This window comes from Thermorudis peleae (genome assembly GCF_000744775.1).
GTDB lineage: Bacteria > Chloroflexota > Chloroflexia > Thermomicrobiales > Thermomicrobiaceae > Thermorudis > Thermorudis peleae.
This window is the reverse complement of record NZ_JQMP01000001.1, coordinates 649081-669757: the sequence shown is the minus strand read 5'-3', so window position 1 is coordinate 669757 and position 20677 is coordinate 649081. Positions and strand designations below refer to the sequence as shown.

21 protein-coding genes are annotated in these 20677 nt (G+C 59.0%); 12 read left to right on the top strand and 9 right to left on the bottom strand.

The window, feature by feature from the left end; translation table 11 throughout:
* Positions 1 to 143 precede the first annotated feature (143 nt).
* From N675_RS14540 to N675_RS03035, 3 genes are all read right to left on the bottom strand, one after another.
* Positions 144 to 935 (bottom strand): amidohydrolase family protein, encoded by a 792-nt coding sequence (locus N675_RS14540; protein ID WP_231577908.1) that lies wholly within the window; start codon positions 933 to 935, stop codon positions 144 to 146.
* Positions 936 to 1107: 172 nt separating this feature from the next.
* Positions 1108 to 1407, bottom strand: coding sequence for a hypothetical protein (locus N675_RS14535; protein WP_231577907.1), 300 nt, complete (start codon positions 1405 to 1407; stop codon positions 1108 to 1110).
* Between the two features lie 151 nt (positions 1408 to 1558).
* Positions 1559 to 2497 (bottom strand): cobalamin-dependent protein, encoded by a 939-nt coding sequence (locus N675_RS03035; protein ID WP_038037226.1) that lies wholly within the window; start codon positions 2495 to 2497, stop codon positions 1559 to 1561.
* Positions 2498 to 2638: 141 nt separating this feature from the next.
* On the opposite strand from N675_RS03035, the gene N675_RS03030 reads away from it, so the two are divergent.
* Together N675_RS03030 and N675_RS03025 are read left to right on the top strand one after the other, a co-directional pair.
* A complete protein-coding gene (locus N675_RS03030) occupies positions 2639 to 2848 on the top strand; it encodes a hypothetical protein (RefSeq protein WP_051913639.1) in 210 nt (69 codons plus the stop codon).
* Positions 2849 to 2898: 50 nt separating this feature from the next.
* The gene (locus N675_RS03025) at positions 2899 to 3243 is read left to right on the top strand and encodes a hypothetical protein (protein WP_156100753.1); all 345 of its coding nucleotides are present in this window, start codon (positions 2899 to 2901) and stop codon (positions 3241 to 3243) included.
* 459 nt (positions 3244 to 3702) lie between these two features.
* Here the strand turns inward: N675_RS03025 and N675_RS03020 are convergent, their stop codons facing one another.
* Complete coding sequence (locus N675_RS03020) at positions 3703 to 4047, bottom strand: hypothetical protein (RefSeq protein WP_156100753.1); 345 nt, start codon at positions 4045 to 4047, stop codon at positions 3703 to 3705.
* Positions 4048 to 4097: 50 nt separating this feature from the next.
* Positions 4098 to 4307 (bottom strand): hypothetical protein, encoded by a 210-nt coding sequence (locus tag N675_RS03015; protein WP_051913639.1) that lies wholly within the window; start codon positions 4305 to 4307, stop codon positions 4098 to 4100.
* A gap of 221 nt (positions 4308 to 4528) precedes the next feature.
* Here N675_RS03015 and N675_RS03010 point away from each other — a divergent pair, with 221 nt between their 5' ends.
* The 3 genes from N675_RS03010 (at position 4529) to N675_RS03000 (ending at position 6792) form a co-directional block, all read left to right on the top strand.
* Positions 4529 to 4813, top strand: a complete 285-nt coding sequence (locus N675_RS03010) for a MerR family transcriptional regulator (protein ID WP_051913953.1) — start codon at positions 4529 to 4531, stop codon at positions 4811 to 4813.
* On the top strand, positions 4813 to 5079 hold the full coding sequence (locus tag N675_RS03005; protein WP_038037781.1) for a B12-binding domain-containing protein: 267 nt from the start codon (positions 4813 to 4815) through the stop codon (positions 5077 to 5079). The genes N675_RS03010 and N675_RS03005 overlap by 1 nt, the downstream gene beginning before the upstream one ends.
* Before the next feature lie 540 nt (positions 5080 to 5619).
* The gene (locus N675_RS03000) at positions 5620 to 6792 is read left to right on the top strand and encodes an amidohydrolase/deacetylase family metallohydrolase (protein ID WP_231577906.1); all 1173 of its coding nucleotides are present in this window, start codon (positions 5620 to 5622) and stop codon (positions 6790 to 6792) included.
* Here N675_RS03000 and N675_RS13455 read toward each other — a convergent pair.
* The 3 genes from N675_RS13455 to N675_RS02985 all read right to left on the bottom strand — a co-directional run bounded on the left by N675_RS13455 (position 6789) and on the right by N675_RS02985 (position 12048).
* Positions 6789 to 7259: a DUF983 domain-containing protein gene (locus tag N675_RS13455; protein ID WP_051913951.1), complete on the bottom strand. Its 471-nt coding sequence runs from the start codon at positions 7257 to 7259 to the stop codon at positions 6789 to 6791. The two genes, N675_RS03000 and N675_RS13455, sit on opposite strands and share 4 nt — an antisense overlap.
* 113 nt (positions 7260 to 7372) lie before the next feature.
* Positions 7373 to 10528: a glycosyl hydrolase gene (locus N675_RS02990; protein ID WP_038037779.1), complete on the bottom strand. Its 3156-nt coding sequence runs from the start codon at positions 10526 to 10528 to the stop codon at positions 7373 to 7375.
* A 266-nt stretch (positions 10529 to 10794) separates the two neighbouring features.
* Positions 10795 to 12048 (bottom strand): MFS transporter, encoded by a 1254-nt coding sequence (locus N675_RS02985; RefSeq protein ID WP_038037778.1) that lies wholly within the window; start codon positions 12046 to 12048, stop codon positions 10795 to 10797.
* Between the two features lie 129 nt (positions 12049 to 12177).
* Here N675_RS02985 and N675_RS02980 point away from each other — a divergent pair, with 129 nt between their 5' ends.
* The 5 genes from N675_RS02980 (at position 12178) to N675_RS02960 (ending at position 17311) form a co-directional block, all read left to right on the top strand.
* A complete protein-coding gene (locus N675_RS02980) occupies positions 12178 to 13476 on the top strand; it encodes an aspartate aminotransferase family protein (protein ID WP_231577905.1) in 1299 nt (432 codons plus the stop codon).
* A 79-nt stretch (positions 13477 to 13555) separates the two neighbouring features.
* Positions 13556 to 14053, top strand: a complete 498-nt coding sequence (locus N675_RS02975; protein ID WP_038037777.1) for a YbaK/EbsC family protein — start codon at positions 13556 to 13558, stop codon at positions 14051 to 14053.
* Between the two features lie 95 nt (positions 14054 to 14148).
* Complete coding sequence (gene lpdA, locus N675_RS02970; protein ID WP_038037776.1) at positions 14149 to 15552, top strand: dihydrolipoyl dehydrogenase; 1404 nt, start codon at positions 14149 to 14151, stop codon at positions 15550 to 15552.
* 21 nt (positions 15553 to 15573) lie between these two features.
* On the top strand, positions 15574 to 16875 hold the full coding sequence (locus tag N675_RS02965; RefSeq protein ID WP_038037775.1) for a cation:proton antiporter: 1302 nt from the start codon (positions 15574 to 15576) through the stop codon (positions 16873 to 16875).
* Entirely contained in the window at positions 16853 to 17311 is a 459-nt protein-coding gene (locus N675_RS02960; RefSeq protein ID WP_051913949.1) for a DUF6789 family protein, read from the top strand. Before N675_RS02965 ends, N675_RS02960 begins: the two co-directional genes overlap by 23 nt.
* 11 nt (positions 17312 to 17322) lie before the next feature.
* Here the strand turns inward: N675_RS02960 and N675_RS02955 are convergent, their stop codons facing one another.
* Positions 17323 to 18363, bottom strand: coding sequence for an NAD-dependent epimerase/dehydratase family protein (locus N675_RS02955; RefSeq protein WP_038037774.1), 1041 nt, complete (start codon positions 18361 to 18363; stop codon positions 17323 to 17325).
* A gap of 527 nt (positions 18364 to 18890) precedes the next feature.
* Here N675_RS02955 and N675_RS02950 point away from each other — a divergent pair.
* Positions 18891 to 19610 (top strand): MIP/aquaporin family protein, encoded by a 720-nt coding sequence (locus N675_RS02950; RefSeq protein ID WP_038037772.1) that lies wholly within the window; start codon positions 18891 to 18893, stop codon positions 19608 to 19610.
* Positions 19611 to 19651: 41 nt separating this feature from the next.
* Positions 19652 to 20653 carry a dihydroxyacetone kinase subunit DhaK gene (gene dhaK, locus N675_RS02945; protein WP_038037770.1) on the top strand — a complete coding sequence of 334 codons (1002 nt, stop codon included), beginning with the start codon at positions 19652 to 19654 and terminating at the stop codon, positions 20651 to 20653.
* Positions 20654 to 20677 lie beyond the last annotated feature (24 nt).

Here is a 20677-nt window from a genome sequence, read left to right as displayed (position 1 = left end):
CTCCTCATCACCGGCGTCGCAATGAATGCGACGTTCCCGCTGGCGTTTCATCCTTTCTCAAAGACGCTCTGGCTTGCGCTTGACCTTGCCTTCCATCCGATTGAGCCACAAGAGGTCGCAACGCTCTTCGGCAAACCCTTCGGCTAACTCTTCGTGCTGCGATGTCGGGCTCGCTGGCGGAATGGATGGCCGATTTCCGTTATTGGCCGTTGGTGCTCGGCAAGCACTGCCCATGGTTGAAGCGCTGACTCTGGGACTCGTGGTAGAGGCTGACCATCCTTCAATGTCAGCGTGTTTACAAGCAGCTTGTCGCCTTTTCTGGCCTGCATCTCGACATCGTAGAACGTGAAGTCGCCGTCGACGAGTTCGAAGAGCGCAAGGTCAGCGGGAGTGCCGACTGCCAGGGTGCCGAGTTCAGGGCGCCCAATAATCCGAGCGGGAGCAACGGTTGCTCGCTCGATCACCTCAGGGAGGCTCATCCCGAGGGCCAAGAACTTCGACAGGGTTGTCGGGAGATCAAACATTGGCCCTTGGATTGCGAGTTGATGGATATCGCTGCTAATCACGTCTGGCAGCACACCTTGTCGCAGCAGTGCTTCAGCAACGGCAAAGCTAAACGATCCCGCTCCGTGGCCTATATCCAGCACAAGCCCGCGCTCATGCAATTCGCGAACCTGCGGGTGCAGCGTGCCATCCGGACGAAGGATGCGCATTGAGCCGCCAGTGAAGCAGTGGGTGAGGATATCACCAGGTCGCAGCAAGGCCGCGACCTCGTCGATCTCTGGTGGCCCCTGACCGATATGGACCATGAGTGGCAGGTTGAGCTGGTCGGCTAGGTGCCGTGCGAGTTCAAGCGGACGGGTACCGACGCCGCGCGTGGTATTGCGATCGATCCGCGCTTTGATACCGAGGATGAGATCACGATTTCTGCTCAATCATCTGGGCGGCGAGGTCGAGGTCGCAGTAGTCGAGGTTGGCAAATTCCCAGGTTGGTGCGACCAGGGCCGATTGCGGAGAGATTTAACAGCGCGTAGATGCGGACGCGACTTGTCTCGACAATATAGGCGACGAAAGCCGGGGAAGGTGTACGCCCCGGCGCTGCCGACATCAAGCCACGTTGTGACACCGTGCGTGCCGCGACAGGGTCAGCCTCGATGCCCCAATATGTGACCCCCCAGTAGACATGGGTATGGAGGTCGATGAGACCCGGGTGACGATCTGCCCCCGTGCGTCGATGACGCGTTCGGCCTGGACACCCTGCAAGGAAGGAGCAACGGCCGCGACCATGCCGTCCTTGATCGCTACATCAAATCGCCCCACCCGCCCAGCGCCCGGGTCAATGAACTGCCCACCGAGAATTACGGTGTCATAACGTTCAGTTGAGAAGTCTGGAGCCCTTTCCGACATCGTATGCTCCAATCTCGTGTTATCGTGGTCATCCTAAAGCGGCGACCTTTGAGTCAATATCGCCGGTCCTCGTGCGACAGTAGCACGCACCTCGTCCATGCGCAACTGCATATGCCGGTTCCATGCCAGATTCAAGGAACAGAAGTCCTCTTCACGTTTTGAGCAACTGGGCGAATTCTTCGACGCTCTGTGGGAAATGGCCGAGTGGAATGACTGGCAAGCGGCCCGGCCAGCTCGACTGCATGAGTGCTGCGTGCCCACCAACAACAATCCATCGAGGGCGTACTCTCGGCGATAGACGATCGAGACGCTCGATCGTCTTCAGGAGCGCAGGGAGATGCTCGGGGTAGACGGCTGCCAGGACGACGAGGGGAGCATGCCAGCGGCGTACCGCGTCGACAATATCGTCGATTGGGGTATTAGCGCCAAGATAGTGGACAGCATAGCCGAACGATTCAAGCAGGCAAGCGGCCATATAAAGGCCAAGCTCGTGAAGTTCACCTTCAACGCAGGCCGCCACCACCGGCTCGCGTGTGATGGTCGGCCGCGGTGTTTGGCTGGTGAGCATCGTTACCAGTTCGCGAATTGCTGCACTCACCTCGTGCTCTTGGCCAATGGTGATCTCGCCTCGTGCCCAGCGCTCACCGAGTTCACGCAGGGCTGGAGCAAAGACGTATTCAAAGAGCACTGGCAAAGTCATCCCGCTTTCGACAGCATCGTGCATCAACTGTTCGGCTTCGGCTGTGCGTGCCTGCAGCAGTAGCTCAAGCAACTGCGCTGCGAGCTTTGTGGGATCGTGCTGCGCCATCCGCTCGAGGCGTTCGCGAATCTCGGCAAGCGAGAGGCGAGCGCGCTGCCACCGCTTGATCTGGCGAATCCGCTCGATGTCCTGCAGTGAGTAGAGTCGATGTCCTCCCGGCGTGCGTTCGGGTGCCAGTAGCCCGATTCGCTCCAAGAACCGAAGGCTCGACATCGTAAGCTCAGGGAATTCTGGCTGCAGTACTTTCACCACTTCCCCGATCGTCAACCGTGTCAGGGAAGAGGATGGTGATCCGCTCTCGTCCCGTCCAGTAGCGTGTTCATTGGTCATCCAACACCCTCTCCTGCTCGCCCAGACCATGATCCTGTGCCGGCTTGACACCGTCGAGAGGATAGCGTAGACTGAAGTTGAACTTCAAGTATAAGTTTACCTTCGCTGCGGCGAGGGTGCGAGTGAAAGGACAACGCGACAATGGAGACCCTGACCGAGCAACTCCCCCGCAGCACGACGCTCTACACAGCGGCATTTGCCTCAGTTGCCTTGTCGATCCTTGTGTGGCTGTTACGCCGCGGTGATGACCGAGCTTCTGCCGAGCGCTTTGGCATCTTCGTTGGGCTGTGGGCTCCAACCTTGCTCATCCTCGGCAAAATCGCTGAAGACCGAGAGCGCACCCGGCTCTGAGACACCCTCATCGGAGTACGCGTCGCGTTGCGCAGGAGTGGAGAGCGACCATGCAACGACACATCACGCGAATATCATCACCAGCTGGAATCGTCTTGCCGGTCTGTGTTCTGCCGTTCCAGGAGTCAAGATTCCGCCTACTCCTGCGCAGAATGATCCGGATTGTTCGCGCTCGCTTGCTCGGCGTGCCGTTGCTGCGTCCGAGTGTTGATCACGACCTCACGCCATCAGGTGCTGTGCAGCGCAACCTCGTCTGGTTCACGGCCAGCACAACACGACGAGTGCGCGGCCGTGTCGGTCAGTGGCATCCATGTCCTTCGACTGCCTACGCCGCGGCACGGCGAGCACGTCGCCTCCCGCGTCCTTCAGCGCAGGACTGGCCGCATGCCGCGTAGGTATGACCATCCTCACGGCGATCGCGGCGTTTGTTGGTTGCTGTAGCATATCCCGTTCCTGCCCTCCCCACCCCACCGGCGCTGCCTCATCCACATCGAGGCAGCGCCGGCCATTTTCTCTATACTGCATGGTGATAGGGAGGCGAATGATGACGCTTGAGAACCAGCAGGTCCTCGCTGAACAAATTCGTGCCAACCTTACCCATGTGCGCCAGCGCATTCGCTCGCACGTGCGACAGTGTGCTGGGCGCACATGGGTAAGGTTGGCACGAATTTGTTCAGCGAGGACCTGCTGGTTCTCAAGCGTCATCATTCGCCTCCCTATCACCATGCAGTATAGAGAAAATGGCCGGCGCTGCCTCGATGTGGATGAGGCAGCGCCGGTGGGGTGGGGGGGGCAGGAACGGGATATGCTACAGCAACCAACAAACGCCGCGATCGCCGTGAGGATGGTCATACCTACGCGGCATGCGGCCAGTCCTGCGCTGAAGGACGCGGGAGGCGACGTGCTCGCCGTGCCGCGGCGTAGGCAGTCGAAGGACATGGATGCCACTGACCGACACGGCCGCGCACTCGTCGTGTTGTGCTGGCCGTGAACCAGACGAGGTTGCGCTGCACAGCACCTGATGGCGTGAGGTCGTGATCAACACTCGGACGCAGCAACGGCACGCCGAGCAAGCGAGCGCGAACAATCCGGATCATTCTGCGCAGGAGTAGGCGGAATCTTGACTCCTGGAACGGCAGAACACAGACCGGCAAGACGATTCCAGCTGGTGATGATATTCGCGTGATGTGTCGTTGCATGGTCGCTCTCCACTCCTGCGCAACGCGACGCGTACTCCGATGAGGGTGTCTCAGAGCCGGGTGCGCTCTCGGTCTTCAGCGATTTTGCCGAGGATGAGCAAGGTTGGAGCCCACAGCCCAACGAAGATGCCAAAGCGCTCGGCAGAAGCTCGGTCATCACCGCGGCGTAACAGCCACACAAGGATCGACAAGGCAACTGAGGCAAATGCCGCTGTGTAGAGCGTCGTGCTGCGGGGGAGTTGCTCGGTCAGGGTCTCCATTGTCGCGTTGTCCTTTCACTCGCACCCTCGCCGCAGCGAAGGTAAACTTATACTTGAAGTTCAACTTCAGTCTACGCTATCCTCTCGACGGTGTCAAGCCGGCACAGGATCATGGTCTGGGCGAGCAGGAGAGGGTGTTGGATGACCAATGAACACGCTACTGGACGGGACAGAGCGGATCACCATCCTCTTCCCTGACACGGTTGACGATCGGGGAAGTGGTGAAAGTACTGCAGCCAGAATTCCCTGAGCTTACGATGTCGAGCCTTCGGTTCTTGGAGCGAATCGGGCTACTGGCACCCGAACGCACGCCGGAGGACATCGGACTCTACTCACTGCAGGACATCGAGCGGATTCGCCAGATCAAGCGGTGGCAGCGCGCTCGCCTCTCGCTTGCCGAGATTCGCGAACGCCTCGAGCGGATGCGCAGCACGATCCCACAAAGCTCGCAGCGCAGTTGCTTGAGCTACTGCTGCAGGCACGCACAGCCGAAGCCGAACAGTTGATGCACGATGCTGTCGAAAGCGGGATGACTTTGCCAGTGCTCTTTGAATACGTCTTTGCTCCAGCCCTGCGTGAACTCGGTGAGCGCTGGGCACGAGGCGAGATCACCATTGGCCAAGAGCACGAGGTGAGTGCAGCAATTCGCGAACTGGTAACGATGCTCACCAGCCAAACACCGCGGCCGACCATCACACGCGAGCCGGTGGTGGCGGCCTGCGTGAAGGTGAACTTCACGAGCTTGGCCTTTATATGCCGCTTGCCTGCTTGAATCGTTCGGCTATGCTGTCCACTATCTTGGCGCTAATACCCCAATCGACGATATTGTCGACGCGTACGCCGCTGGCATGCTCCCCTCGTCGTCCTGGCAGCCGTCTACCCCGAGCATCTCCCTGCGCTCCTGAAGACGATCGAGCGTCTCGATCGTCTATCGCCGAGAGTACGCCCCTCGATGGATTGTTGTTGGTGGCACGCAGCACTCATGCAGTCGAGCTGGGCCGGGCCGCTTGCCAGTCATTCCACTCGGCCATTTCCCACAGAGCGTCGAAGAATTCGCCCAGTTGCTCAAAACGTGAAGAGGACTTCTGTTCCTTGAATCTGGCATGGAACCGGCATATGCAGTTGCGCATGGACGAGGGTGCGTGCTACTGTCGCACGAGACCGCGATATTGACTCAAAGGTCGCCGCTTTAGGATGACCACGATAACACGAGATTGGAGCATACGATGTCGGAAAGGGCTCCAGACTTCTCAACTGAACGTTATGACACCGTAATTCTCGGTGGCAGTTCATTGACCCGGGCGCTGGGCGGGTGGGGCGATTTGATGTAGCGATCAAGGACGGCATGGTCGCGGCCGTTGCTCCTTCCTTGCAGGGTGTCCAGGCCGAACGCGTCATCGACGCACGGGGGCAGATCGTCACCCCGGTCTCATCGACCTCCATACCCATGTCTACTGGGGGTCACATATTGGGCATCGAGGCTGACCCTGTCGCGGCACGCACCGGTGTCACAACGTGGCTTGATGTCGGCAGCGCCGGGGCGTACACCTTCCCCGGCTTTCGTCGCTATATTGTCGAGACAAGTCGCGTCCGCATCTACGCGCTGTTAAATCTCTCCGCAATCGGCCTGGTCGCACCAACCTGGGAATTTGCCAACCTCGACTACTGCGACCTCGACCTCGCCGCCCAGATGATTGAGCAGAATCGTGATCTCATCCTCGGTATCAAAGCGCGGATCGATCGCAATACCACGCGCGGCGTCGGTACCCGTCCGCTTGAACTCGCACGGCACCTAGCCGACCAGCTCAACCTGCCACTCATGGTCCATATCGGTCAGGGGCCACCAGAGATCGACGAGGTCGCGGCCTTGCTGCGACCTGGTGATATCCTCACCCACTGCTTCACTGGCGGCTCAATGCGCATCCTTCGTCCGGATGGCACGCTGCACCCGCAGGTTCGCGAATTGCATGAGCGCGGGCTTGTGCTGGATATAGGCCACGGAGCGGGATCGTTTAGCTTTGCCGTTGCTGAAGCACTGCTGCGACAAGGTGTGCTGCCAGACGTGATTAGCAGCGATATCCATCAACTCGCAATCCAAGGGCCAATGTTTGATCTCCCGACAACCCTGTCGAAGTTCTTGGCCCTCGGGATGAGCCTCCCTGAGGTGATCGAGCGAGCAACCGTTGCTCCCGCTCGGATTATTGGGCGCCCTGAACTCGGCACCCTGGCAGTCGGCACTCCCGCTGACCTTGCGCTCTTCGAACTCGTCGACGGCGACTTCACGTTCTACGATGTCGAGATGCAGGCCAGAAAAGGCGACAAGCTGCTTGTAAACACGCTGACATTGAAGGATGGTCAGCCTCTACCACGAGTCCCAGAGTCAGCGCTTCAACCATGGGCAGTGCTTGCCGAGCACCAACGGCCAATAACGGAAATCGGCCATCCATTCCGCCAGCGAGCCCGACATCGCAGCACGAAGAGTTAGCCGAAGGGTTTGCCGAAGAGCGTTGCGACCTCTTGTGGCTCAATCGGATGGAAGGCAAGGTCAAGCGCAAGCCAGAGCGTCTTTGAGAAAGGATGAAACGCCAGCGGGAACGTCGCATTCATTGCGACGCCGGTGATGAGGAGCGGTGCGATCGGTACCGATGGCACAGTCAGCGCAACCCAAATGGCGAGTACTACGGCAAATACGAACTCGGTCACGACGGTGTTGATCGCAATCGATCCAGTCCAGTATCCCTCCTCGCGCTCGAAGAGCAGGTTGCAGCGAGGGCAGCGTTCAACGAGCGTAAACCATCGGCGGAAGATGCGCCGTTCGCCACAGTAGGGGCAGCGCTTGGTCACGCCACGCCAGAAGAGAAGCCAGCGCGGTGGCAGCGGTGGTCGATGCCCATTGTTTGCAATAGGGGGCTTGCCGTTTAGTGTGACGATAAGAGGCGCTTCCCTCGCCATGGACGCCCCTCACGCCTTCTTCATCTGCAAGCATACACCGACGTGGGGGTATCTTGCCCCCACGTCGGTGCGTCTGGATGGTCTCGGCAGCCAAGGCTCGGAGAGGCTTGGAGCTATGAGGCAGCGATGATGGCTGCATCACTTTCGCGGATCTGCTGGTTAAACGCTGCGATGTCACGCTCAATCACCTCACGCAAACGGGCAAGAAGGGCATCAGCCCGTGCGACGAGGTCGGCGAAGACAGCACGCTGAGCAGCAGTTGGCCGCGCATCTGCTGAGCCGATGGCACCAGCCAGTCCAGCTAACTTCGCGTTGAGGCGGACTGGAAAGTTGAGTGAATCCTGGCTGCTCTTGGCCCGGTACTGGATGAGTTCCCCCTCAATCTCGAGCAGGCATTCACGCAGCGCTTTCGCTTGGCTGCTGAGCGCTTCGTGATCTGTGCGCCGTTCCCACGGCTCGAGTTGCTGCCGCAACGTGCGGATGCGATTGACCGCCTCGTGCACTTCGGAGAGTTTCTTCCAGACAGCAAGCGCGAGCTCGAACTGCTCGCGCAGGTCAGCATCGCGAGCAGTAATCCGTGGATCCCGCACCACGTGGAAGCGTTGCTCAACGACGTGATCGCCAACCTGCAGCCGCGCAATGTACGTCCCCGGTGGCACCAGCGGGCCTGCGAGTCCGCCGCGGACAAATTCCATTGACTTGTCGCCGCTAACCAGTGTTGCATCGGGATAGCGCAGGTTCCAGACGACCTGGTGCACCCCCGCCGTTTTCTGCAGCACAGGCTCACGTGGCGGTTCTTGTCCTGGTACAGGCTGCGGCTTCGTGCTGGAGAAGCGGCGGATTTCATTGCCTGCCTCATCATGAATCGTGATTGTTATCTCAGCTGCTGGCTCCTCACGGAGAAAGTAGCGGAGGACTGCACCATCAGGAGGATTTGGTGCAGCATCAAGCAAGATTTCCCGTCGCTCTCCCGTCTCAGTCTCCTGAAGCTCGAACGAGACACGGAACGCGCCAGCGCCACGATGGCTAATCTGGCCAGGAGCAGCATGACCAAAGCCGCGATATGAGCGATAGCGCACCACGTCACCGAGCGCGAAGAGCCAGGCCGGTTGTTCAAGTTGCTCCGGAGCAAACTGGCGTATGGGCGTGAGGTCGTCGAGCAACCAGAAGCCACGGCCATGCGTGGCCAGCACCAAGGTGTCGCCTGTGATCACGAGGTCATGGATGGGAACAACCGGCAAATTGCCCCGCAACCGTTCCCATTGCCCCCCATCATCAAAGGAAACCCAAAGCCCCGTCTCGGTTCCGGCAAAAAGCAGACCTGGCCGCTGCGGATCGACGCGGATCACCCGAGTAATTTCATCGTCCGGCAGACCAGCGGTGATCAGCTGCCAGTGCTGACCAAAGTCCGTCGTCTTGAACAACAGTGGACGGAAGTCATCAAGGCGATAGCGATGGGCTGCGAGATAGCAGGTCGCAGCATCATGTGGCGAGGGTTCGATGATGCTAATCGTCGCCCACTCGGGCAAGTCCGGCGGCGTGACGTTCTGCCAGGTGGCGCCGCCATCACGTGAGACATGCACCAGTCCATCATCCGAACCGGCCCAGAGTACCCCAGCCTGTACCGGCGACTCAGCAAACGCGAAGATCGTGCAGTAATATTCCGCCCCCGTATTGTCCTTGGTAATCGGCCCACCTGAGGACTTGAGCTTGTCAGGATCGTTGCGAGTGAGGTCAGGGCTGATCACTTCCCAGCTCTGGCCACCATCACGTGAGCGGTGCACGACGTTCGACGTGACGTAAAGCACATCAGGATCATGCGGCGAGATGACGATTGGATATGTCCACTGGAAACGGTATTTCGCCTCTTCCGCACCAGCACCGAGCGTCGTCTCCGGCCAGACTTGGACATTCTGGATTTGGCCGGCAGCTCGGTCGTAGCGCGTGAGGTAGCCGAGGTAGTTGCCAGCATAGATAATATTGGGATTGCGCGGATCGACGGCGATGTAGCCACTTTCGCCGCCGCCAACCTCCTCATACTCAGCAACGGTGATCGCGCCCCGGTGCGACCGGCTCGGAATGCTGATCGTTGTATTGTCCTGCTGGGCACCATAGACCCGGAACGGGAATTGCCGGTCGACTGTCACGTGGTAGATTTCGGCCGTTGGCTGGTTATAGATGTCTGACCAGGTTCTGCCCCCATCGAAGCTGACGCTGGCGCCACCGTCGTCGCCAAGGATCATCCGTTTGGGATCGTGCGGATCGATCCAGAGCGCGTGGTGGTCACCATGGGGCGTTGGGATACTGAAAAACGTCTTCCCACCATCGTTTGACTTCCAAAGTTCGACGTTCAGCACCCAGACGGTTTCGGGATCCTGGGGGTCAGCTACAATGTGGTGATAGTACCAGGCACGTTGGCGAAGACTTTGGTCTTCGGAAAGCCGCTCCCAGGTTTCACCATAGTCGTCGGAACGGAAGACCGCTCCATCCTCGGCCTCAATAATCGCCCAGATCCGTCCTTCCTTCGCTGGAGAGGGAGCGATGCCAATCTTGCCAAGCACACCCTTGGGCAAGCCAGGCTTGTGCGAAAGTTCTTCCCAGGTATCACCGCCATCAGTCGATCGGAAAAGCCCACTCCCCGGCCCGCCACTGACCAGTTCCCAGGGCCGCCGGATGGCTTGCCACAGTGCCGCGTAAACAATTCGCGGGTTATGAGGGTCGAGCGCAATGTCAATCGCTCCCGTCTGTTCGTCACGGAAGAGGACGCGTTCCCAGGTCTTGCCTCCATCGCGCGAGCGAAACACCCCACGTTCGGTGTTGGCTCCATGGGCATGACCAAGAGCAGCAACATAGACGATATCGGGATTCTTCGGATGAATTGCGAGTGCACCAATATGGCGTGTATCAGCCAGGCCACAATGCGTCCATGTCCGCCCGCCATCAGTGCTTTTGTAGACACCGTCACCGTGTGAAACGTTATTGCGGATGCACGCTTCACCCATGCCAACGTAGATCACGTTCGGATCAGCCTCACTGACGGCGATCGCTCCCACCGAGGCACGGTGGAAGAAGCCATCAGAGATATTGCGCCAGTATCGGCCACCGTCAGTAGTCTTCCAGACCCCTCCGCCAGTGGAACCAAAGTAAAACGTTAAGCGCTCAGTCGGGTGTCCAGCAACGGCAACCACGCGTCCGCCGCGATACGGACCAATGCCGCGGAACTCGAGCGCACGCGCAAGCTGCGCAAACGCCGTCTGAGATTCGGCCATGGCTGCTCTTCTCCTCTCCGTCCCGGCATCAGCACTTTGAACTCCCACAGGGCTTCAGCCTTGGCCCACACTGTGCCATTGCGTGTTGTCACGCAGAATCGAGACGCTGTCAAGTCATCGAGCACATCCCTCTGCTCACAAGCATGGGAACAGGTTGGTGAATCTCGTTATTAGCGCCAAACGTCCTCGAGATGTTGACGGGATACTCGGCACCCGTTTGCTGTTCGCACTGCTGGAAGACAGTCATACGCTCCTCATGGAGTACATTAGCGACGGACAAGAGGCGCTTCATCCGAGACAGGCACGGCTTCCTGCTCACGCTGGCGTTCGCCTAGCCGTATCAATGGCACGGCCAAGGTCGAAAGCAGGGCAAGTACGAAACCACCCGTGGCAAATGGCACGATCCGCCCAGCCTGATAGAGCACAGAACTGCAGAGCGCGCTCAGAGCTGCACCAGCCACACCAATCGTCGTATAGGCGCCTTGGACACGCCCTTGGGCACGGGGATCGCTGACTGAAGCGAGGTAAGCATCGACTGAAGGAACGATGAGGGCACCAAGTGCGCCTTCAACGGCACCGAGCACCAGGATAGCCGGCACAGCCGGGATGGCATACCCCACAATCACCAGGCCGAGCAGCCACGAGAGGGGCAAGAGCCGTCGCCAACGAGGAACACGGTCTGCAAGTCGTCCGCCAACTGGCAACATCAGGAGGTTGGCCACTGCATACGTGGTAAAGGAAAGTCCCAGCTCGACGTCACTCGCGCCAAGTTGCTTCAGATAGATGCTCCAGATGCCACTGAAAAGGCCATAGGGAACCTGATAACCAAACGCTAACAGGAAGGCTCCGAGCAAGGGCAAGGTGAAGAGCGAGGACAGACCGACGCGGCGCGGCGTCAGCGTCTCCTTGGAGGCTGCACGTCGCACAAACTGGTGAACCACTGGCAACCGCCGGAAGAACAGCAGTCCAGTGAGCGCAAGCGCAATTTCGCTCAAACCACCAACAACGAGCAAGGGGGTAATGCCGACGACGCTGGCAAGGACACCACCAATGGCTGGCCCGAGAAGCCAGCCGAGGTTAAAAGCTCCCTGAAACGCTGCGAAGGCTCGGCCGCGGTGTTCGGGATCGGTCGTATCGACGATCAGAGCACGTGCAGCAGGATAGGTGAGCGAAAGACCAATCCCCTGCACAACCCGCAGGGCAACGAAGAGGATCGGCAGCTTGACAAACGCAAAGGCGAGCGTTGCGCTTCCTTCAAGCAACAGGCCAACGATCAGCGGGCCAATCCGCCCGACGCGGTCAGAGAGCGCCCCAGCTGGGAACAGCAACACCGCTTGGGTGACCAGGTAGCTCGATGCCATCGCCCCGACAACCGTGTACGAGGCGCCACGCTGGTAGGCAACCAGTGAGAGGAAGGGCACCGCCAGTCCAACAATCAGGCCAGCGAAGGCCGTGACGATCAAGACAAGGCGAAGTATTGGGTCGCGAAACGCCCAGCGCCAGCTATCTAACCACCCCATACGTTCCCGGCTTTCATCCACTTGCCCGGTCCGCACCGACCGGATCTCTGGGATTGTACGCAATTCCAGCTCGAGGCACTCTACCGTACAATGCCGACGGAAAGAGGAAACAACACGAACGGAGCAGGGATGATGAACCGAACAGTCGAGCGCTATCAACAGTATGTGTGCACCAGCTTCGTCGCTTCACTCGAGCCAGTCGTTGTTGAACGAGCGCAGGGAGCCACAATCTACGACGCTGACGGGAAAGCCTATATCGACTGCTTCGCTGGCATTGCGGTGACGAATGCCGGGCATTGCCATCCCAAAGTCGCTGCTGCCGCGAAGGCGCAGATTGACAAGCTCGTCCACGCAGGGACATACGTTTACTATGTACCGCCAGCCGCTGAGCTTGCCGAGCGATTGGCGCACGTCACGCCTGGGCGCTTGCAAAAGACCTTCTTTGCCAATAGTGGCGCTGAGGGTATCGAGACCGCCTTGCGCATGGCCAAGGCGTACACGGGCCGCAGTGAATTCATCGCCCTGACACACTCGTTTCATGGGCGTACTATTGGAACGCTCTCCGTGACCGGCAACATGCTGCGAAAAAAGCGAGGTGGCCCCTATCTCCCTGGTGTCGCCTTCGCTCCTGCTCCATACGTCTACCGCAATCCCTTCAACACCGATGATCCTGACCTTGTCGCCGAGCGCTGTGCTGAGATGATTGAATGGGCAATCAAGTACCAGACGTCGGGCAACGTGGCAGCGTTCATTGCCGAGCCAGTGCTTGGCGAAGGTGGCATCATCGTGCCGCCAGCACGTTACTTCCGCCTCGTCAAAGACGTGCTTGACCAATACGGCATCCTCTTCATCGCCGATGAAGTGCAGAGCGGTTTTGGTCGCACTGGCAAGCTCTTCGCCATCGAGCACTACGGTATTGAGCCGGACATCATGGTCATGGCCAAAGGCATTGCTGACGGCTTCCCGCTCTCAGCGTGCATTGCCCGAGCAGAGATCGCCGATGCATTCCAGCCGGGCGAGCACCTCTCGACATTCGGTGGCAATCCGGTCTCCTGCGCAGCTGCCCTCGCGAATCTAGAGGTCATGCTGGAAGAAGATTTGCCTGGACAAGCAGGGCGCAAGGGGGAAATCGTGCTTGCGCAACTGCGCGAACTCGCCGCTGAGCACGAGCTGATTGGCGACGTACGCGGACTTGGTCTGATGATTGGCGTTGAGCTTGTGACCGACCGAGGCACGAAGACGCCAGCAGCAAAGCAAGCCACAGCGATCCGCGCCTATTGCCGCGAGCACGGCGTGCTTATCGGCGTCGGCGGGCAGGAAGGGAACGTGCTTCGGCTTCAGCCACCTCTCGTCATCAACGAGGCTGAACTTGAACGTGCACTTGCGGTGCTTGACGAGGCATTCCACACTGTCCAGGCGCAGGCCTAAGGAGCGCCTTTGCCGGATGACAAGAGGTAGGACGTGCGAGGCTGTCAGAGTAAGTAGGGCGGAGAAGGGATAACACGGTATGCCGTTCCACCCGAATGCCCAACGGGTTGAGGCATTCCTAGCCGAACGGGGAATGCCAGGCCGCGTGATCGAACTACCACAAAGCACACGGACAGCTGCGGAAGCAGCTCAAGCCATCGGCTGCACTGTTGCCCAGATTGCCAAATCGCTCGTCTTCCGTGGACGCCAGAGCGGACGCGCGATCCTCGTCATTGCCAGCGGGGCAGTGCGCGTCGATGAAGCACGGCTAGCTGAACTCGTCGGCGAGCCGGTTGAGCGCGCTGACGCCGATTTTGTGCGCACGCAAACCGGCTTTGCCATTGGCGGAGTACCACCAGCCGGCCATCAGACGCCACTGCCAACCTACATTGAATCAACGCTCATGACTCTACCGGAAATTTGGGCTGCAGCTGGCACTCCTCACGCCGTGTTTCGCCTGAGGCCAGAAGAACTGCTTACGCTGACAGGCGGACACGTCGTCGATGTCGCTGAACAGCATGATCCTACGCGGCACTAAGCATCAGCGGGCAAGTCTCGGCCCGGGGGTTATACTGGGAGGAGAGGTTCGCCGGTGGCGCTGGCTGCACCAGCGCACCAGTGAAGGGGGTTGAGATGGCGGGCGAGCAACAGTATCAGTATGACATCGTCTTTCTCGGCGGTGGCACCGGTGGCTATGTTGCCGCAATTCGGGCTGCGCAGCTTAAGCTGAAGGTTGCCGTCGTTGAGAAAGACAAAGTGGGAGGCACCTGCCTGCACCGCGGTTGCATTCCCAGTAAAGCCCTGCTGAAAAGCGCGGCTGTGGCGACGTTAGCACGCGAAGCCGCGGAGTATGGCGTGAAAATCAACAGCTTTGAGATCGATTATCCACAAGCCATCAAGCGCTCAGCACGGATCGTCGATCAACTCTACCGCGGTATTCTGTTCCTCTTCCGCAAGCATGGCATTACCACGATTGAGGGCACCGGCCGACTCAAGGACAACCACACTGTTGTCGTGACCACACCGAATGGCGAGACACAGGAAGTGACTGGACGGGCGATCATCATTGACACTGGTTCACGCCCACGACCGATTCCGGGCATCCCCTTCGATGGCCATCGCGTGATCAACAGTGACCACTCGACCTGGCTGGATTGGCTACCCAAGCGGGTGATTATCCGTGGCGGCGGAGCAACGGGCGTCGAATTCGCCTCGATTTACCATGAATTTGGTGCCGAAGTCACCTTGGTCGGTCGGGTAGTGCCGAACGAGGACGAAGAAATTTCACAGCACCTGACGCGTGTCTATACCCGCAAAGGCATCCGGATCATCCCCAACTACCGTCCAACGGCCGACGACTTTGATATTACCGAGGGTGGCGTCCGGATGCGGGTCAAGCAGGACGGCAAGGAAGAGGTTATCGAGGCCGACACCTTGCTCGTCGCTCTTGGGCGGCAGGGTAACATCGAAGACATTGGACTCGAAGAACTTGGCATTCAAACGAAGGACAGCTACATCGTTGTCGACGAGTATGGACGCACGGGTGTCGACGGGGTCTACGCCATTGGCGATGTCATCGGCAAGCAACTTTTGGCACACACCGCCATGCACCAAGGAATTGTGGCTGTCGAGCATATTGCTGGAGAGAAACCGTACCCCCTGGATTATCGCCGCTCGCCGTCCTGCACTTATTGTCATCCAGAGATTGCGAGCGTCGGGTTAACAGAGAAAGAGGCGCGGGAACAGGGCTACGAAGTCAAAGTTGGCAAGTTCCCGTTGCGGGCAAATGGCAAGGCATTGATCGAAGGTGAGGGCGACGGATTCATTAAGGTCGTTGCTGACGCTGACACCAATGACCTGCTGGGCGTACATATCATTGGCGGGCATGCAACCGAATTGATCGCCGAGGCGGCCCTGGCCAAACTGCTCGAAGCAACGCCGTGGGAGATTGGGCTGAATATCCACCCGCATCCGACCATCTCAGAGGTCATGGGCGAAGCGGCCTTAGCGGTCGACGGTCTTGCGATCCACATCTAGCCGCTGCGGGGTCGGATCACGATGCCGGCCTCGCTTGAGGTTCTGACGGCCCTACTCCTTATTTTCGCGGCAGCAAAAGCGGCTGGCGAGCTTGCTCTTCGGCTCCGCCAACCAGCTGTCATTGGCGAACTGCTGGTTGGCATTGTTCTTGGGCCAAGTGCGCTTGGGCTGGTCGGTCGGCCGGGCGTTGGCATACTCGCAGCATTTCATGGTGAGCAGGCAGCGGCTGAAGAAGGGCTGCGGCTAGCACTCGAGAGTATTGCCGAACTCGGAGTCGTTTTGCTGCTCTTCTACGTTGGCCTCGAAACACGGCTCCGCGACTTGTTGGCCGTCGGCTGGCGAGCCGCACTGGTTGGCACACTCGGCGTGCTGCTGCCATTATTTGGCGGGATAGCCCTCATGCTCGTACTTGGCGAGCCTGAAATTGAATCGTTATTCATTGGCGTTGCGCTCGTGGCAACGAGCGTCGGGATCACAGCTCGAGTGCTCCGTGATCTTGGTCTCTTGGGACTCCCAGAAGCGCGCATTATTTTGGGCGCGGCAGTGCTCGACGACATCCTCGGGCTCCTGCTCCTCACCATCGTCAGTGGCTTGGGCAAGACTGGACACGTCGAAGTCACGCAAGTACTTGGAATTGCAACCAGGGCGTTACTCTTCACCGTCGTCGTCGCTGGCGTTGGGACGTGGGCAATCCCACGATGGTTCAGCCTCGTTGAGCGACTTCGCATGAGCGAGGCACCGCTTGTCATTGCCCTTATCCTCATGCTGGGACTCGCGGTTTTCGCAGCGCAGCTTGGCCTCGCTGCCATTATCGGAGCATTCCTTGCTGGATTAGCCTTGGCAGACGTTGCAGAGGACTACGATCTCGAGCGTCAAGCGCTGCCGTTGTACACGTTGTTGGTGCCGATCTTCTTCGTCATGACTGGCCTGCGTGTCGACCTAAAGGCCTTCGCCCAGCCAGCGACACTCGGCCTTGCACTCCTGGTAACCGCTGTTGCGCTGGTGACAAAGGCCGTGGGAGCTGGGCTTGGTGCCCTCGGGCGAGGGTGGCGCTCAATGGCGGTTGTCGGAGTTGGCATGGTCCCACGAGGTGAGGTTGGGTTAATCGTGGCAACCATCGGGCTCGCCGAAGGCGTTGTGGAACAGCGGCTCTACGGCGTTGTCGTGGCAATGTCAATCTTGACGACCTTGCTTGCACCACCAGTGCTACACTGGCTATTAGGTCCAATCGTCCGCACGCGCACGCTGCGGTCTGCCGAGGTGTCTACTATGACATCACGAGGAGAAGGGGTATCCCATCATGATACGGCTGGGGAAGACTGAGCGAGCCGGTGCACTCGCAGGACTCGCTGGGGCTCTTGCTTTTGCCGGTGTGATGGCCCTTGACCTGCGTCTGATACGAGCGCGCACGAACGACCTCCGACTCCTTGCTGGGCTCGTTCCTGGAGGAAGGCGGTGGTGGCTACCAGTTGGGCTTGCAATGCATTGCGCCAATGGTGCAGCGCTCGGCGTGGTCTATGCTCGGCTGTTCTCAACGCCAGCACAGCGTCCCTGGCTACGAGGGCTCGCCTTTGGCCTGGCCGAGAACACCCTCCTCTGGCCGCTTGTCGTCGTGCTCGACCGACTGCATCCCGATATTCGCGCCGGAAGGCTCGACCATTTCAACCGCCCCGTGCCCTTCTTTCAGGAAGTCCTGCGCCATGCTGCCTACGGCCTGACACTCGGCCTTGTCGAGGCACGGCTGCGCGAGCACGGTTAAGCGCGGGTTGGCTACGGCAAGAGGTCGCGGACGACGCGCAAAATGCCTTGATCCCACGCCACGCGATGGGTTACGCCGACTTTGCCAACGTACTCGTCTTTGTGAGCCAGGTACCAGTCGTATGTCCTCGTTAGCGTCTCAACATTGCTATAGCGCGGTCGCCAGCCAAGCTTCGCTTTGGCTCGTTCGATCGAGACGAACGAGTCCTTATCAGCAGTACCATAGACCCAGCGGTACAGCGGCGAGAGATGGAGGGCTTCAAAAACAGCAAGAGCAGCTTTGACCGGCATCGCAGGCAATGGCCAGACTCGAGCGCCGTTGCCCGCATAGTCACAGAGTGCTTGTACGTCTTCCCGAACGGTCTGGAAGCGCTCAGCACCAATGTTGAACGTATCATTCACGTGCTCAGCCGGAGCCGTTAAGGCACAGACAATCGCATTGGTTAAGTCCTCAACGTCGAGCAGTTGATAGCGGTTGCGGCCATTGCCGATGATCGGAATCGGCTTGCCACGTTCGACCCAGTCGAAGAGGATCTGGAAGACACCAAGTCGGGCTGGACCGATGAACGTCTTCGGTCGAATGATGGTGACAGTCAGACCTCGACGTCGAAAGAGCTGACAGACTTGCTCGGCCAGAATCTTGCTTTCTCCATATGGGCCAACACCATCGACCGGATCGTCTTCTTCAATCGGGTGCTTCCGCGGAATACCATAGACAGCAGTCGAGGAGACATACACGACGCGCTCAACGCCGTGAGCCATGGCGCTTTCCAAGACAGTGCGCGTGCCATCGACATTGGTCGAGAAAATCGCCGCACGTGGCCAGAGTGGCAGCGCGGCTGCAGCATGGATAACCGCGTCAACACCGCGCATGGCGGCATCGACTTGGTCACGCTTCCGCACATCGCCACGCAGGAACTGGACAGAGCCGTGATAGTCAGACTCGATATAGTCGGCAATGTCGAGGAGCGTGACCTGGTGGCCATGCTGGGTCAGCGTGTTGGCCATGTGAAGGCCAAAGAAGCCTGCACCGCCTGTCACCAGCACTCGCATGTGTCATCTTTCCTTCTCATCGCCAGGCACAGGGGAGCGACCTTGGCCTGGACGTGCCTGCCCCACAACCATTAACATACTGCTAGTGGGCATGCCATCTAGCAGTGTCATGCTAATCCTAGAGCGGCGCTCCACGCTCTGCCACTTGCCTCTTTGCGCCTCACCCTTTCAGCATGTGACTCTGCCGTTTCAGCACAAATCTTGCAGAAAAAGAACAGAAACCAACCAGAGAACAAAATAACGCTGCTGATCAACCGATTGAATTTTTCCCCACAGCGATTCCTACTAGGGGTATGGCGCACATTCCCCGTTGACAACGGCCAAATAGGCGGTTATAGTGGGAGATAGGAGGAAAACCGTAGCAGGAAATCCGGCTGGGCGATCCTAGCGGGACGGGAGAGTGTGTTTTTGCCGTCATGGCTAAACACTGCACTTTTTTATGCCGGAAAGGGGGCGAGACTCGGCACGGATAGCCTTCACCATAGGCAGTCCCTGGCGGGCAGGTTAGTGGAAGGGAAGGGGCACCAATGACTCAGAAGTTTATCGCCGAGCTTGTTGGCACTGCGCTGCTGATCCTCTTAGGCGATGGAGTTGTTGCGGCAGTTCTCCTCAACCGCTCCAAGGCTCAGAATAGTGGATGGATTGTCATCACCACTGGGTGGGCTATGGCAGTTGCAATGGCCGTCTACGCAGTGGGACGCATTAGCGGGGCACATATTAACCCAGCAGTGACGATCGGTTTGGCAGTCGCCGGAGATTTTCCATGGTCACAAGTGCCAGCGTACCTCATTGCGCAGTTCATCGGTGCCTTTCTTGGGGCAATTCTGGTTTGGGCAGCGTACTACAACCATTGGGCAGTAACGGAAGACCATGACCTGAAGCGAGCAGTCTTCTGTACTGCGCCAAACATTCGCAACTATGCTGCAAACTTCATTACTGAAGTGATCGGCACGTTCACTCTGGTCTTTGTTGTGCAGGCACTCGGCGCGGTGAAGGAGGCAAGCTCCAGCGGATTGACACCACTCCTCGTTGGATTGCTTGTCTGGGGCATTGGCCTCTCGCTTGGTGGCCCAACTGGATACGCCATCAACCCAGCACGCGACCTCGGCCCGCGGATCGCGCACGCCATTCTGCCGATTCCTGGTGGTAAGGGTCACTCAGACTGGGGCTATGCCTGGATTCCGGTTGTAGCCCCGATCGTGGGTGGAATCATCGGCGCGGTCGCATGGCACATCCTGCTCGGTTAGACTGATTGGTGTGCTCGGATACACAGCAGGGAGTTCTGACAATGAAGAAACTGATCAACGATCCGCAACGGGTCGTTCCCGAAGCACTTGAGGGAATGGCCAAGGCACATCCTGACCTGATTAAAGTCCATTTCGACCCGAACTACGTCTACCGCGCTGATGCACCGCGATCCGGCAAGGTCGCCGTGATCTCGGGCGGCGGCAGTGGGCACGAGCCGATGCACGTTGGCTTCGTCGGGTATGGCATGTTGGATGCCGCTTGCCCAGGTGCGGTCTTCACCTCTCCAACACCAGACCAGATGTATGAGGCGGCCAAAGCGGTCGACGGCGGTGCCGGCATCTTGCTCATCGTCAAAAACTACTCCGGCGACGTCATGAACTTTGATATGGCGGCTGATCTGCTCCGTGGCGAGGGAATTCCCGTTGAAAGCGTGCTCATCGCCGACGACGTGGCCGTTGAAAGTAGCCTCTACTCGCAAGGACGACGTGGTACCGGTACAACAGTGCTCGCTGAAAAGATTCTCGGCGCAGCCGCTGAGCAAGGTTACGACCTTCAGCGGCTAGCAGCGCTTGGCCGCCGTGTCGCAGAAAACGGTCGGTCAATGGGCATGGCCCTCACCTCGTGTACCGTCCCACATGTGGGCAAGCCGACATTTGAGCTGGGCGAGCAAGAGATGGAGATCGGGATCGGCATCCATGGCGAGCCAGGGCGTTACCGTGAGCCGCTCGCACCAGCTGACCAGATCGTCGAACGGCTCATGGAGCCAATCCTCAGCGATCTGCCATTCCAGGCCGGGGATCGCGTGATCTGCATGGTCAACTCGATGGGTGGAACACCGCTCAGCGAACTCTACATTGTGTATCGGAAAGTCGCGGAGATGTGCGAGCAACACGGCATTCAGATCGCCCGCAACCTTATCGGCCCGTACATCACCTCGCTTGAGATGGCCGGGTGCTCAATTACGCTCCTGCGTGCGGACGATGAAATGCTCGCCCTCTGGGACGCACCCGTCAAAACACCAGCATTGCGCTGGGGCATGTAAGCACGATGGAGGGAGAGGAGCCGC

Coding starts and splice junctions, on each gene's coding strand:
- N675_RS14535 (WP_231577907.1), bottom strand. CDS start 1,407: ATGTCGGAAAGGGCTCCAGACTTCTCAACTGAACGTTATGACACCGTA.
- N675_RS03035 (WP_038037226.1), bottom strand. CDS start 2,497: ATGACCAATGAACACGCTACTGGACGGGACGAGAGCGGATCACCATCC.
- N675_RS03030 (WP_051913639.1), top strand. CDS start 2,639: ATGGAGACCCTGACCGAGCAACTCCCCCGCAGCACGACGCTCTACACA.
- N675_RS03025 (WP_156100753.1), top strand. CDS start 2,899: ATGCAACGACACATCACGCGAATATCATCACCAGCTGGAATCGTCTTG.
- N675_RS03020 (WP_156100753.1), bottom strand. CDS start 4,047: ATGCAACGACACATCACGCGAATATCATCACCAGCTGGAATCGTCTTG.
- N675_RS03015 (WP_051913639.1), bottom strand. CDS start 4,307: ATGGAGACCCTGACCGAGCAACTCCCCCGCAGCACGACGCTCTACACA.
- N675_RS03005 (WP_038037781.1), top strand. CDS start 4,813: ATGCACGATGCTGTCGAAAGCGGGATGACTTTGCCAGTGCTCTTTGAA.
- N675_RS13455 (WP_051913951.1), bottom strand. CDS start 7,259: ATGGCGAGGGAAGCGCCTCTTATCGTCACACTAAACGGCAAGCCCCCT.
- N675_RS02990 (WP_038037779.1), bottom strand. CDS start 10,528: ATGGCCGAATCTCAGACGGCGTTTGCGCAGCTTGCGCGTGCGCTCGAG.
- N675_RS02985 (WP_038037778.1), bottom strand. CDS start 12,048: ATGGGGTGGTTAGATAGCTGGCGCTGGGCGTTTCGCGACCCAATACTT.
- N675_RS02980 (WP_231577905.1), top strand. CDS start 12,178: ATGATGAACCGAACAGTCGAGCGCTATCAACAGTATGTGTGCACCAGC.
- N675_RS02975 (WP_038037777.1), top strand. CDS start 13,556: ATGCCGTTCCACCCGAATGCCCAACGGGTTGAGGCATTCCTAGCCGAA.
- lpdA (WP_038037776.1), top strand. CDS start 14,149: ATGGCGGGCGAGCAACAGTATCAGTATGACATCGTCTTTCTCGGCGGT.
- N675_RS02965 (WP_038037775.1), top strand. CDS start 15,574: ATGCCGGCCTCGCTTGAGGTTCTGACGGCCCTACTCCTTATTTTCGCG.
- N675_RS02960 (WP_051913949.1), top strand. CDS start 16,853: ATGATACGGCTGGGGAAGACTGAGCGAGCCGGTGCACTCGCAGGACTC.
- N675_RS02955 (WP_038037774.1), bottom strand. CDS start 18,363: ATGCGAGTGCTGGTGACAGGCGGTGCAGGCTTCTTTGGCCTTCACATG.
- N675_RS02950 (WP_038037772.1), top strand. CDS start 18,891: ATGACTCAGAAGTTTATCGCCGAGCTTGTTGGCACTGCGCTGCTGATC.
- dhaK (WP_038037770.1), top strand. CDS start 19,652: ATGAAGAAACTGATCAACGATCCGCAACGGGTCGTTCCCGAAGCACTT.